Source organism: Mucilaginibacter sp. P5_A6 (assembly GCF_056400585.1).
In genome coordinates this window covers 49,470-63,345 of record NZ_JBFUKZ010000018.1, presented here as the reverse complement: position 1 = coordinate 63,345, position 13,876 = coordinate 49,470, and the positions used below count along the sequence as shown (strand labels likewise).

Genomic DNA, 13,876 nt, shown 5'->3' with positions numbered 1-13,876 from the left:
GTTTTCTGTTTATTGGCGCTCCAGCCTCAAAAAACAGAAACATCAAAAGGGGATAAAAAATATTTTTTTTCCATGTGGGATTTTTCTTACTTAATGTCTCATGTATATACCAATATTTATAAACCGATGACAAAAGAGCTGTTTTTAGTAATTCTTACTAACTACCTTGAAGGCAATGCAACCAAGGAAGAAGAAAACTTTCTCCATGCCTATTACAACTTTTTTATGGCAGATGTAGATGTGATTGCTTTATTGGATGAAAAGCAAAAGGACCGGTTAAAATCATCAATGAAATTGAATATTGATCATTTTATAGATTCAGAAATAAAGCTGGTTAAAAAAATAAATATTTGGCCGCGAATTGCTGTAGCTGCATCCATCACTTTAGCGCTATCTTTTGGGGGCTATCTGTTATTGCATCAGCCTAAACCCCAACAAATAGTACATATTCAGCACAATGATATTGCACCAATAGGTAACAAGGCTACACTGACACTTTCCGGAGGCCAGCAGATAGTACTTGACTCAAAACATAATGGTCAGTTGGCCCAACAAAAAAATATGGTAATTCGTCAAGCCAATAACGGAATAGTTACTTATTCTGCAAATCAACAAAACAACCCAAACGATAATTCCCCTATTTACAATACAATGACTACCGGTGGCGGACAATATTCGCTTCAGTTATCTGATGGTACGAAAGTATGGTTAAACTCGGCTTCGTCTATAACTTATCCGGTTGCGTTCACAGGCAAGGATAGAAAAGTGGAAGTTACCGGCGAAGTGTATTTTGAAGTTGCCCATAATAAAGCTAAGCCGTTCTCCGTGACTACCCAAGGACAAACCGTTCAGGTGCTCGGCACGCACTTTAATATCAATGCATACGCTGATGAGGCGCAAATGAGAACGACACTATTGGAAGGAAGTATAAAAATAAGTAAGGCTGATCAGGCTACGCTGCTTACACCAGGACAGCAAGCCCAAATTAGATTTGATTCAAACAACATTAAAATAAACAGTGGTGCAGATGTAGAACAAGCCATTGCCTGGAAAAATGGATTATTTAGTTATGATCAGACCGACCTGAGAGAAGTTATGAGACAGGTGGCGAGAGCATACGAAGTAAAAATTGAATATGAAGGGAAAATTCCAACCCGAACATTTACAGGAAAAATCCATCGAAACATTAGTGCTTCAGAGGTACTTGATATTTTAAAGTTCACAAGAATAAACTTCAGGCTTGAGGATAAGAAAATTATTGTTACCCCATAAAGGCCTAATAAGATACTGCTACCCAATAAACCAATTAATAAACCGATTAAACCAGAAAAATGAAAGCAATTTTACACGAATGATTAATCAGGGGTTAAAAAAATAAGCCGGAAAGTGTTGGCCCACCGTCCGGCAAGTTTGAGTTAACCCTTTCTATCCGCCGGATAGCGGAAAGATAAAAACAAATTAGAGTCTATTTTTTACGTATTAACCCAAAACATTACAAAAGTATGAAATTAAATGCTTTAAAACGTGGTGTGCCGTCCCTATGGCTGCCACATAAATTGCTATTGATTATGAAACTAACCACGTTCATCCTCATCATAGCTCTTGCACAGGTAAGTGCAAAAGGATTTGGACAGAGAATAACGCTGAACGAAAAAAACACCTCAGTTAAAAAGGTTTTACATGTTATTGAACAACAAAGTGGCTACACTTTTTTTTATGACAGCAAGGATTTGCCAAATATACAAATCACGGTTCAGCTAAAGGACGCTTCAGTAGAAGATGCAGTGAAGGCAAGTTTAAAGGACCTACCTCTAACTTATAAGTTCGTCAAAAATAATATTGTCATAACCAGGAAGGAGATTTTGCAAGATAATCAACCGAAAACGAGTGTTTTAATAAAAATAGATGTTTCGGGAAAGATTGTAGATTCATTGGGCAGGCCATTAAGCGGCGCAACAGTTACCAATAAAACCGCTAATACCCATACGGGAGCCAATGCCAATGGCGAATTTGCAATAACGGCGAACGAGGGGGATAAAATAGAGATTGCATTTATCGGATATCAGTCTTATGTATTCACTGCAAAGGCTAAAGAACCATTTGTTGCCATCACCCTGCACGAAATTTTGGGTAAGCTTAGCGAGGTTGTAGTTGTTGGCTATGGTACCCAGAAGAAATCTGATGTAACCGGTTCACTGTCCAGCCTGTCATCCAAAGATTTTAAGGATCAGCCGGTTACCCGTATTGACCAGGCCTTACAGGGCAGGGTTGCAGGGGTGCAGGTGGTTAGCAATTCCGGCGCGCCCGGTGGTGATGTTAAGATCAGGGTGAGGGGGTCCAATTCTATACTTGGGGATAACAATCCGCTTTACGTTATTGATGGTTTTATAGGCGGCGATTTCAATAGCCTAAATCCTGATGACGTCGCTAATATTGAAGTTTTGAAAGACGCGTCGAGCACAGCAATATACGGTAGCAGGGGAGCAAACGGCGTTGTTTTGATAACCACAAAAAAAGGAAATTCGCAAAAACAGGAAATAACCCTTACACCTGTTTTTTATTCATCAAAGGTTATCAAGAAAATGGATCTGCTAAGCGCAGCTGATTTTGCTACCACGGTAAATGCCCGCAATGCGGCTCTTGGTATATCACCTTTTTTTACCCCGGCACAAATAGATAATTTCAAAACCACTGGCGGAACTAATTGGCAGGATTTGGTTTTCAGGAATGCGCCCGGGCAGGAATATAAATTAAGCTATTCTGGTGGTAATAATAAATCATCATACTTTATTTCCGGTGATTATCTTAACCAGGATGGTATTGTCATTAATTCAAACTTTAAGCGGTATGCTCTCAGATCCAACATTAATACACAGTTTTCGGATAAACTAACTACACGGCTCAATATCTCGGCCATACGAAGAGAAACCCTGAACACAGGTAATGAAGGTACCGGCGGCTCTGTTAACCAGGCTTTGGCATGGGCGCCAACTACACCTGTAAGGACCGCTGCCGGAACATATACCCTTGTAGATCCATTGGGCTCTATTCGTTATAATCCGGTTGCTTTGGCAAATGACGCAGAAAATATCGTCGACAACTCCAATGTAACCTTAAACGGAGGTGCAAATTACCATTTTTTCAAGGACCTTTCGTTGGACGTAAGCTTTGGTGTAGATTATCAGAATATTCAAGGCAAAAACTATTCCGGGCCAACTATTACCAATAATGTTCCAAACGCCAGCCGCACATCTACAGAATTGTTCAATTTGCAAAACACCAATACTTTAAACTATTCGCACCTTTTCAACAATGTGCACAGCTTAAACGTGACCGCGGTATTTGAGCAGCAGAAATATACTTCAACAGGGTTTAGCGCAAATGCCAATAGCCTTACATTTGCTAACCTGGGCTATGATAATCTTGCCTTATCCACTACACAGTCGGCCGGTTCTGCTTATTCAGGGTCAGCTTTAATTTCTTATTTGGGCCGGGTAAACTATGCCTTTAAAGACAAATATTTGCTAACCGTTTCAGTCAGGAGGGATGGGTCTTCAAAGTTTCAGCCCTCCAACCAGGAAAGTACCTTCCCATCAGTTGCCTTAGGCTGGAAACTTTCTGAAGAACCATTCATTAAAAAACTCAATCTTTTTGATACATTCAAAATCAGGGGCAGCTGGGGCTTAACCGGTAGCCAGGCTATTAATCCATACGCCACGCTTTCAACTTACCTTAGCGATGCTTTTTCGGCAGCTAACAGTTTTAACAATACGTCGGTTTCTTCGGGGATTGTACTTGGTAACGCAGCCAACCCTTTCCTGAAATGGGAAACAACGCAGGCAGAAGACCTGGGTTTAGACTTGTCGCTGTTTAACAGCAGGTTAAATTTTACAGCTGATGCGTATGTTAAGAATACCAGGGATTTGCTTTTATCCCTTCCGTTGCCGGCATATGCAGGTGGGGGAAACATTATTAGTAATGTTGGGAAAATGAAAAACAGCGGGCTTGAGTTTAACATTGGAGGCACGCCTGTTCAATCGGGTAAGTTTACATGGTCCAGCTCATTTAATATAACGTTTCAAAAAAATCTGGTTAAAAGCTTAGGTACATTAGCCAGTGTATTTTCAGACAAAAACGTACCAAACGCGGGGGCGGGCCTGTCTACCCAGCCCGAATTTATAATTAAACCTGGCTATGCGCTGGGCTCATACTGGGGACTGAAATATTTGGGAACCTGGAAACCCAATGGAACAGCTGAAGCAGCAAAATATGGCAATAAGCCAGGCGATTCGCACTACCAGGATTTAAATGGGGACAACGCCATAAACGGTAGTGATTTCCAGATTATAGGGAACGGTACGCCTAAACAATCGCTGGGTTGGAATAATACCTTTACTTATGGCGATTTCTCGGTAAACGTATTTGTTCAGTCGTTATTGGGCTTTAGTAAGCTGGATTACTCTTATGCCAGTTCTATAACCGCTAATGCAGATGCCAAGCAAGCTACTAATGTAGGGGTTTTGAACAGGTACCAGCCGGGTATCAATGAAAGCTCAAACATACCGGCATTCAGCTCAACCAATAAAGATTATTTTGAATCGAGCCGCTTTCTCGAAAACGGAAATTTTGTGAGGCTGAAGAACTTAAATATTTCTTATCACCTGCCAAAAGGAACCATCAAAAATGTTGATCTAAAGCTATTTGTAGGTGCAACCAACCTGTTTACCATAACCAAATATAAAGGATTTGATCCGGAGTCAACTAACGCGGGTTCGGGCTCGGATGTTACCCAAAGCATTGATTTTGGCTCTTATCCAAATTCGAAGACATTTAACGTAGGTGCGGTATTGAAGTTTTAAACTTATTGAAAAGATAAATTATGAAAAAGATTTTAATTATATTAATGATCCTATCGGTGGTGGGCTGTAAAAAAGCACTGAATGAAGACCCCAGAGGCCAGGTAGTAGGATCACAGGCATTAAGTACCGTGGCCGGTTTAAATGCAGCATTGGTAGGCGCTTATAAACCATTATCAACCACCTGGATAAACGGGTTTACTACTGCAGCAGTTGTTGCCGTGTTAATGGGATCTGATGACCTTACTACTCACGCGGCCAGCAACAAGGCCGACCTAAGAGAATTTGATCAATACCATGTTTCCAATCTTAACGGCAGGATGCTCAATATTTGGAACGGATGTTACAAATCAATACAAGGCTCCAATAACATTATCAACAATTATAAATCAACCGCAGGCGACGCTGCCGCTATCAATCAAATCCTGGGCGAAGCTTATTATCTTCGCGCGCTTGATTATTATTGGCTTGTTAGGTTATGGGGAAAAATTCCGCTGATAACTTCAGAAGTTTATAGCCCRGAGGTTTTAAAGGTCGGAACATCTGCTCCAGCCGAAGTATATAAACTGATTGAAAGCGATTTGCTGAATGCCGAAAAACTGATGCAGAATAAAAAGCTGGATGCCGGCAGGGCTTCCAAAGGCGCGGCATCAGCGTTGCTTGCAGATGTTTACCTTACAGAAGGCGGCTGGCCTGTTAACGATAATGCAAAATACGCGCTGGCTGCTGCTAAAGCCAAAGAGGTAATTGACAATAAAGCTGCCTACGGTTTCGATCTGGTAGCCGATATAAACACATTATGGCAGAACACCCGGTTAGGAACAACAACATCAGAAGAGGTTTTTGCCATTCATAATTGCGGTACCTGTAACTGGTTTAATTCAAATGCACTTTATGGTTCTTCTGCAATGCCTGGCGAAGAAAATGGTTGGGATGATTTTTTTGCAGAAATCAAATTTTTTGTTGATTTCCCTGCCGGACCAAGAAAGAGTGCCACTTTCCATACGGTTATTAAAAAATCTGATGGTACAACTATACCTTGGCAGAGTGATGCGGTAAAACACCCCTATTATGAGAAGTTCAGGGCTCCTGTTGAGGGCAGTACCGACGGCTCAAGTGCTACCGTTCAAATGATGCGGTATGCACATGTTTTATTGATATATGCCGAAGCACAGGCCAGGAGTGGCGCTGTTAATGATCAGGCTTACGCAAGTGTTAACGCCATACGTGCCCGTGCTGGTTTAACTCCTTTGATTGGCCTATCAGGTACAGATTTTGTAAAAGCGGTAATCAGTGAAAGGGCGTGGGAATTTGCGGGCGAATATACCAGGTGGTTTGATATAACCCGTTTGCAGCTGTTAACCCAGGTTATTGCTAACAGAGATCCGTCAGAAAATGCTCCAATTGGAACGCCGCAATACTATTTGCCTATCCCATCCGGTGACCTACAGTTAAATCCGAACTTAGGAAATTAATAATCCGTCAACCTCTAAAATTCCTAACCGACTCCAATTGTTAGTGTTAGAATGCGAGAAAGTAAAAAGTTTAGAATGATTTTGATGRAATCGCCCTCCTGGCGATTCCATCTTTTGTCTTGGCACAGTCGCCTGTCAACATCAACGGGCTTTAGTTAAAAAAAATGATTTAAAACGGTTTTGTATGTTACTAATGAGCATGCTTTAAATAAGAAATAAAAGAATGGCAAGAATATTTATGACAATCATGTTGCTAATACTAATGTTGTTTTCTTCCACGCGGGGGGAGGCACAGTCACCTGTATTGGCGCGGCCTACTTCCCGGCAACTTGAATTTCAGGATCTTGAACTTGGAGTTTTTATTCATTACAGTATTGACACATATGCCGCTCGGGATGCACAGCAGGGCAGTACACCGGCATCAGCATTTAACCCAACTGCGCTGAACCCGGAGCAATGGGTGCTGGCCGCTAAAGCAATGGGCGCAACCTATATGGTGCTTACAGCCAGGCATGAGCAGGGCTTTTGTTTGTGGCCGACGCAAACTACAAATTACAGTGTAGCGTCGAGTCCTTACAAAAACGGTAAAGGCGATATCGTAAGAGAGTTTGTAAATGCATGCAGAAAACACGGGTTGAAGGTTGGTTTATATACTGCCCCCTGGATAGATTCACATTGGGAAGCCGGCCAACCAGGGTATAAAGACGGAGAAACAGGAAGGCTAGATAAATTTGATGATTCGGAGCTATATAAAAAGGCCTTGCAGAAAGAGAAAGAGCAAATCCGCGAATTGATGACTAATTATGGCCCTCTTGTTTTTATCTGGGACGATCATTTTGGCCGTTCAGATGCAATTGATTCTGTACCTCGCGGCGGTAAATTAAGAGCGTTTTATGCAGCGCTGACCAAATATGCGCATGGGCTTCAACCTAAATGCCTTTTTTTAGGGCCGGATATAGAACATGTTGGTAATGAGAATGGTAAAGCTGGTTACCCGCTTTGGAACGCGCTGAACACCGTTGATGGTACCAGATATTCGGTTAGTAAAACCTACAGATGGGATCATATCAATATCGGTGACCCGATAGGTAAATTCTACCGGCCGCAAATAGCCCCAACTACAGTTAGCTTTAGTACTGGTGGCTGGATGTGGGATGGGCCGCGTAAAACCCAGTCGCTCGCGAGGCGTATGCAGGCTTACTATGAAACCATCGGACGTGGATCTGGCTTGATCGTGAACCTGACTCCTGATCGACGCGGGTTGATTCCTGACGACCTTGTTGCGGCGGCAAAGGAAACGGGTAATGAAATTAAGCGTAGATTCAGTAATCCAATTGCTGCATCTCATTCAAAATCGCCTGTGCAAACCCTGAAATTTAATGGATTAAAAACATTTGACCATGTGGTTACTATGGAAGATCTGCATGATGGACAAAAAATTTCGAAATATACTATTGAAGCACAAGTTGATGATAAGTGGAAGATCATTGTAGCAGGACAAACCATAGGGCATAAGCGGATAGATCAGTTTGCTAAAGTTTCGGCCACGGCCTTGCGTTTTACGGTTACCAGTTCTATGGCAATAATGCGTAGTATTGCTGTTTTTAATGCAGATACTTTTTAAGCCCTTTACTAGCTTATTTACAACATTGTTAATATATTAACCTAAGAAAGATGAAATACATTACACTTATCACGTTATTATTAATATGCAAAAGTTTAACCTTTGCAAACACGGTCAAATCATTGCCAGATACCCTTGTGCATGGTAAGGTGTTATTTGATACAGATGAGAAACCTATTAACGCCCATGGCCCTGGTGTAATGTATTATCAAGGTGTTTATTACCTTTTTGGCGAAATAAAAAATGGGAAAACCTGGCTTGTTCCGGGCCAGAACTGGGAAGATTACCGGGTTCCGGCAGGCGGAATATCCTGCTATTCATCTACAGATCTGAAACATTGGAAATATAGGGGCATCGCCTTGAAACCGGTAGTGAATGACCTGGGCAATGACCTGGATACCGGCCGCGTGATTGAAAGGCCTAAAGTGATTTATAATGAACATACAAAGAAATTTGTGATGTGGATGCATATAGATAAGAACGACTACAACTATTCAAGGGGTGGTGTTGCCATAAGTGATAGCCCGGTTGGGCCATACCAATATTTGGGGAGCATAAAACCAAACGACCAAATGCTAAGGGATATGACTTTGTATAAAGATGATGACGGTAAAGCCTACCTGATTTACTCATCCGAAGATAACAATACTATGCATATTTGTCTGCTGAGCGATGATTATTTAAAGCCAACAACAACATATGTAAGAATATTTGAGAATAAAAAACGGGAAAGCCCGGCTATTTTTAAAAATAATGGGAAATACTATTTAATTACTTCGGGTTGTTCGGGCTGGTCGCCAAATGCGGCATCTTATGCAGTTGCTGATAATATTATGGGGCCATGGATAGAACAAGGCAATCCATGTAAAGGACTAAATGCAGAAGTGACCTTTTTTTCGCAGGGAGCATTTGTATTACCCGTTGCAGGCGAAGCCGGAAAGTTTATCTTCATGGGCGATGTGTGGAATAAAACAGACCTGGAAAAGTCTGCCTATCTATGGTTGCCTTTAAGCATAAATGATGGTAAGGTAGAGATTTATAACCTTTAACTTATGGCGATAGGATTTAGACCGATATGGTGACCAAAATATGGAGATCAAAGTACCGGGAATGTTTTTCTGAGAATTTAAGCGCCATCAATTAGCTTGTTGCTTCTTTTTGAAGTAGCAACGCGTGCCATGGTGGAGAAGATGGGTCCTTTCCAGAAAAAAAACTGCTGAAGAGTAGTCATTGCGAAAAAATGGCCGGTCATATTGCTGTGTCTTTATCGGTGTTCCCTACTACTGAATAATTAAAGTGATGAACGATCTTAACATAAAAAATGACACACGAGGGTGTCATTTTTTATGTTAAGGTATTTGATAGACCTGGTTAAATGAGCGTGTCGTCAAGCTTATGCTCAGCGATACCCAGGTCTGCATTTAGCGCTTGCATCAGCGCTGATGTCTGGTCGGGTAATTCGCCAAAAAGTTGTTTGTAATATGCTATACCGCTTATAAGTTGATCTTTAAATTTGCCGAACTGTTTTATTTTCTTATCCGTCAGCTCTTTCAGGTGTTTTTGCACATCGGTTTGTAAATAATCAATATACAGGTTTAATTCTTTAACAAACATGTGCGGCCGTTTAACCTGATCCAGCAAATCGAGTTTGCCGTAAATGTGTTTCACCATTTCATCCAGGGAATAGGTCCTGTTAAAATAAGCGAGGTTGGGGCCCGGGCAAACAGCCACTGCCTTGTTTTCTTTGGGCTTGCTGATATTGTATTTGATATAAGCTGATGAACAGAGGCCCTCACAAAGGCATATTTTTTCGGTTATGGCGTCATATTGCTGTTGGTAGTCTTGAGTGTCCAGCTCCAGCGTTTGTAACTGTTTGATCTTTAAATGCTGATATTCCCTGGAGGCAGTGCAAATGGGTTGTACGGTAAATTCGGTATTGGTGCAAAGGTATTTTTTGGTGCAGGGGCTGCCCGGCCTGCCGGCTTCAATTCGCGCTAATCTTTGGTTTTCGCTGCTTGCTTGTTTAAAGTTATTAAACAGAATGCCTAAGGGTGACGAGGCGCTCAGGTAATAATCTGATTCCTGTGCGCCTGATAGCTGCATGAGCGTTTCTTCATCTACATTTGTTGCTTCAGGAACCAAAAGGAATGGGCTGCCCCATCCGGTAGCATCCAACTGGTAGCGCTTTATTAAAAAATCGTTTTCTTCGGCTGTGCCAATACCTCCCTGCACGCTTAGCTTTTGTTTTGGAGGAGTAGGAGATGTAATGCCTTTTTGAAATATTGCCGCCTGGTATAATTGAAATAATTCGGTGATCATGTCGGCTCGTTTCTGTTTAAACTCTTCCAGTATTGGTCCCAACAGGTAACCTTCTGTGGCAAAGGCATGTCCGCCGCAATTTAATCCCGATTCTACCCTGAACTCAGACACCCACAGGCCCTTTTTTGCCAGAAATTTAGCCTGGATCAATGCCGACCGAAAATCGCTTACCTTTAAAATGATCTTTTTCTGTAGCTCTCCGTTTTTATCCGGAAAAAAAGCGTTGAAGGTTTCCAGGTAACTATACAATTTAGGATTCATTCCGGCAGATAGAATAACCGAGGAGCGAAGGTTGCTATCGGCAAATCCACGCAAAGCAGTTTGCGCATCTGTATTTTCGTCCCCCAAATAATCTCCCGCTGCGCTAAAATTCATCCGGTCAACTTTAGACATGATGTTCACATCAATAGCACCCGCGGTCATCATCCGGCGCAGGATCTGTTGAAACAACGCTTTATTTTCGCCTTCCGGGTAATCCATCATCAGGTCGTAACCAGCCTTTAATTGCGAGCCTTCGGGCAATAGTTCAAAATAACGGCAAATATCACTGCCTGTTTCAAATGGTTGGCTGCGCAGATAGTCGAATTGTGCGTTAACCAGGCTGTGCAGCAAATTAAGGTAGGCTGTTATCCGCTTTGCCCGGCTATCTGTTACTTTTTTTAAGATAGGGATAAAAGGTCTTTCATTTTCTAACGAATGATATTCGCGCATGCGTTCTATCAGTTCATCGTCTACAATGGATAGTACGGATGATATACCGTAGCGGGCTACTTTAAGCGGGGTATCAATAGAATAACCCAATCCTAAAACGGGAATATGAAAAGTATGGCTCATGATAAATAACAATAGATGAGGAAACGACTTTTATCAGTCGTTTCAATTTTCAAAGCTATGTGGTATCCATGCTTGTAAAATTGATGAAGGTCACATTTTGAGGTATCAATGGTCACTCTTTACAGATACGGAATTCTGCAGCTTTGAGCATTAAAATTCAAAAGATGATCCAACCCACCATCATGGAGAAAATTGCCTGCTACCATTGTGGCGACGATTGTTTAACAACAGTTTATATTATGGAGGGAAAAAACTTCTGTTGTAATGGCTGTAAATCCGTTTTCGAGATATTGTCGGCCAGTAAAATGGCTAATTATTATAGTTATAATGACCATCCTGGTGCTACAAGGGCACGTACAGACAAACGCTTTGATTATTTAAGTTCGGCAGATATTGTTGGTGAACTGGTTGATTATACTGATGCCCGGCTTACTATTGTTACCTTTTTTATTCCGCATATCCATTGCAGTTCTTGTCTTTGGCTGCTGGAACAGCTAAACAGCATCAACCCTGCTATTCATTACAGCCGGGTTGATTTTTTAAAAAAACAATTGAATATCCGCTTTGATCATCGAAAGATCAGCCTACAGCAGGTGGTGGAGCTGTTATATGATGTAGGGTACGAACCACTCATCAGCCTGCAGGATATCATCAAAAAGCAAAACGGGTTGAGTAAGGATAACCTTGTACAGAAGATTGCCGTTGCCGGCTTTTGTTTTGGTAATGTGATGTTGCTTAGCTTCCCGGAGTATTTTGGCTTATCTGATTATGAAACTACATTTAAACACTTTTTTGGCTGGCTGAACATTCTGTTTACCCTGCCGGTTGTTTTTTATAGCGGTCGGGGATATTTTATTGCTGCCTGGCAAAATCTGAAGAAAAAAGTATTTGGCATTGATTTTCCGCTGGCATTGGGTATAGCCGTATTATTTATCCGTACCTGTTTTGAAGTTATCACCCATAGTGGCGCCGGTTTCGCGGATACGCTTTGTGGGTTGGTTTTCTTTTTACTGGTAGGCAAACTGGTACAGAAGAAAACCTACCACCACATCTCTTTCGAGCGGGATTACCGGTCATTTTTTCCGGTAGCGGTTCATGTTATTGAGGATAGCCTGGACAAACCCATTCCGCTGGCTCAATTAAAAACCGGTCACCGGATGCTCGTTCGCCATAACGAGATCATCCCTGCCGATGCTATTTTATTAAAAGGAGAGGCCCTGATTGATTTTAGTTTTGTAACCGGCGAAAGCATACCCGTAAAGAAAACATTGGGAGAAGTAGTTTACGCCGGAGGGCGGCAAACCGGCGAAGCCATTGAGCTGGAAGTAGTTAAACCGGTATACCAGAGCTACCTTACCCAACTATGGAACAATGAGGCATTTACCCGCCAAAAGGATAACCGCATGCAAACCTTCAATGAAAAGGTAAGCCGGTATTTCACTATTATATTATTGGTTATCGCTTTTGGCTCATTGCTATTTTGGCTGCCAACAGATGCAAGACGAGGCTTCGCCGCTTTTACCGCCGTGCTGATAGTAGCATGCCCATGTGCGCTGGCTTTAAGTACGCCATTTACCATGTCTGCTGCACTTTCCATATTCGACCGTAATTTCTTTTACCTCAAAAACGTGGCGGTGGTGGAGCAGATGGCGGCCATAGACACTATTGTTTTTGATAAAACCGGCACTATTACCACCGGAGATAGCAAGGAAATTAAAATAGACGGGCTTTTATCTGCAAAAGAACAGCTGCTTATTTACAGCACTTGCATCAATTCAAGCCATCCCTTAAGCCGGATGATTTGCCAGTACCTGGGTAACCAGCAAAGGCTTGCAATTAGCAGGTATGCCGAGATCCCTAACCTGGGTATCCAGGCTACTATTGACGGGCACCGGTTACGCATAGGCAGCTCAAAACTGGTTTTAGGTTACAAGGAAATAGAAGACCAGGCGAGCAAAGTTTACCTGATGATGGATGATGAGCTGCTGGGCTTTTTTGAATTTACGCACCAGTACAGGGATGGAATGGGAAATATTCAGACATTGCAGCCTGCTTATACCACGTATTTACTCTCGGGCGACCAGGATCACGAGCGGGCAGAACTGACCCGGTTTTTCAAAGTGCCTCAAAGTATGCATTTTAACCAGTCGCCGCAATGCAAGCTTGATTTTGTACAGGCATTGCAGCGGCAGGGCAGGCAGGTAATGATGATGGGCGACGGGCTCAATGATGCCGGTGCTTTAAAACAAAGCGACCTGGGCATAGCAGTAACCGATGATGTGAACAACTTTTCGCCGGGCAGCGATGCCATTATGGATGGCCGGTCTTTCCATAAATTACCTTCATTCCTGAGGTTTTCTAAAGATACCGTTAACATTATCCGTTTTTCATTTTTGATATCGCTTACTTATAATCTTATTGGGCTTAGTTATGCGGTAACGGGTAACCTATCGCCGTTAACGGCAGCTATACTGATGCCCCTGAGCACGGTAACCATCATTACCTTCACCAGTTTGGCAACGCATTTCGCAGCCAGGAAAAGGAAACTGGCATGAGCATTATTTACTTCCTCATCGGCTGCAGCGTGTTATTGGCCCTGGTATTTTTAGTTGCCTTTTTCTGGGCGCAGCGCAGCGGGCAAAACGATGATCTGTATACACCATCTATACGCATCCTGCTGGATGACGATGAAGAACCGCCTGTAAAAAAGTGACCGCTATCATATTTCCAGGCAATGCTTATCATTCCTAACCCAAGCAGCTCCAACT

The 13,876-nt window shown here is 42.3% G+C and carries 8 protein-coding genes; 7 read left to right on the top strand and 1 reads right to left on the bottom strand.

The genetic code is table 11. The features are described from left to right. Nucleotides 1-126 precede the first annotated feature (126 nt). The 5 genes from AC1DO4_RS18330 (at nucleotide 127) to AC1DO4_RS18310 (ending at nucleotide 9,004) form a co-directional block, all read left to right on the top strand. Nucleotides 127-1,272 carry a FecR family protein gene (locus AC1DO4_RS18330; RefSeq protein WP_477418417.1) on the top strand — a complete coding sequence of 382 codons (1,146 nt, stop codon included), beginning with the start codon at nucleotides 127-129 and terminating at the stop codon, nucleotides 1,270-1,272. 230 nt (nucleotides 1,273-1,502) lie between these two features. After that, nucleotides 1,503-4,859 (top strand): TonB-dependent receptor, encoded by a 3,357-nt coding sequence (locus AC1DO4_RS18325; RefSeq protein ID WP_477418415.1) that lies wholly within the window; start codon nucleotides 1,503-1,505, stop codon nucleotides 4,857-4,859. Between the two features lie 20 nt (nucleotides 4,860-4,879). After that, nucleotides 4,880-6,331 (top strand): RagB/SusD family nutrient uptake outer membrane protein, encoded by a 1,452-nt coding sequence (locus tag AC1DO4_RS18320; RefSeq protein ID WP_477418413.1) that lies wholly within the window; start codon nucleotides 4,880-4,882, stop codon nucleotides 6,329-6,331. A gap of 223 nt (nucleotides 6,332-6,554) precedes the next feature. Beyond that, complete coding sequence (locus tag AC1DO4_RS18315) at nucleotides 6,555-7,955, top strand: alpha-L-fucosidase (RefSeq protein ID WP_477418411.1); 1,401 nt, start codon at nucleotides 6,555-6,557, stop codon at nucleotides 7,953-7,955. 50 nt (nucleotides 7,956-8,005) lie between these two features. Further along, complete coding sequence (locus tag AC1DO4_RS18310; protein WP_477418409.1) at nucleotides 8,006-9,004, top strand: glycoside hydrolase family 43 protein; 999 nt, start codon at nucleotides 8,006-8,008, stop codon at nucleotides 9,002-9,004. Nucleotides 9,005-9,326: 322 nt separating this feature from the next. Here the strand turns inward: AC1DO4_RS18310 and AC1DO4_RS18305 are convergent, their stop codons facing one another. Beyond that, nucleotides 9,327-11,108, bottom strand: coding sequence for a hypothetical protein (locus AC1DO4_RS18305; protein ID WP_477418407.1), 1,782 nt, complete (start codon nucleotides 11,106-11,108; stop codon nucleotides 9,327-9,329). Between the two features lie 164 nt (nucleotides 11,109-11,272). Here AC1DO4_RS18305 and AC1DO4_RS18300 point away from each other — a divergent pair, with 164 nt between their 5' ends. Both AC1DO4_RS18300 and ccoS read left to right on the top strand, forming a co-directional pair. Continuing rightward, a complete protein-coding gene (locus AC1DO4_RS18300) occupies nucleotides 11,273-13,663 on the top strand; it encodes a heavy metal translocating P-type ATPase (RefSeq protein ID WP_477418405.1) in 2,391 nt (796 codons plus the stop codon). Continuing rightward, complete coding sequence (gene ccoS / locus AC1DO4_RS18295) at nucleotides 13,660-13,821, top strand: cbb3-type cytochrome oxidase assembly protein CcoS (RefSeq protein ID WP_477418403.1); 162 nt, start codon at nucleotides 13,660-13,662, stop codon at nucleotides 13,819-13,821. Before AC1DO4_RS18300 ends, ccoS begins: the two co-directional genes overlap by 4 nt. Nucleotides 13,822-13,876 lie beyond the last annotated feature (55 nt).

Excerpts from the sequence above, each read along its gene's own strand:
- AC1DO4_RS18330 (WP_477418417.1), top strand. The coding sequence starts at position 127 with ATGACAAAAGAGCTGTTTTTAGTAATTCTTACTAACTACCTTGAAGGC.
- AC1DO4_RS18325 (WP_477418415.1), top strand. The coding sequence starts at position 1,503 with ATGAAATTAAATGCTTTAAAACGTGGTGTGCCGTCCCTATGGCTGCCA.
- AC1DO4_RS18315 (WP_477418411.1), top strand. The coding sequence starts at position 6,555 with ATGGCAAGAATATTTATGACAATCATGTTGCTAATACTAATGTTGTTT.
- AC1DO4_RS18310 (WP_477418409.1), top strand. The coding sequence starts at position 8,006 with ATGAAATACATTACACTTATCACGTTATTATTAATATGCAAAAGTTTA.
- AC1DO4_RS18305 (WP_477418407.1), bottom strand. The coding sequence starts at position 11,108 with ATGAGCCATACTTTTCATATTCCCGTTTTAGGATTGGGTTATTCTATT.
- AC1DO4_RS18300 (WP_477418405.1), top strand. The coding sequence starts at position 11,273 with ATGATCCAACCCACCATCATGGAGAAAATTGCCTGCTACCATTGTGGC.
- ccoS (WP_477418403.1), top strand. The coding sequence starts at position 13,660 with ATGAGCATTATTTACTTCCTCATCGGCTGCAGCGTGTTATTGGCCCTG.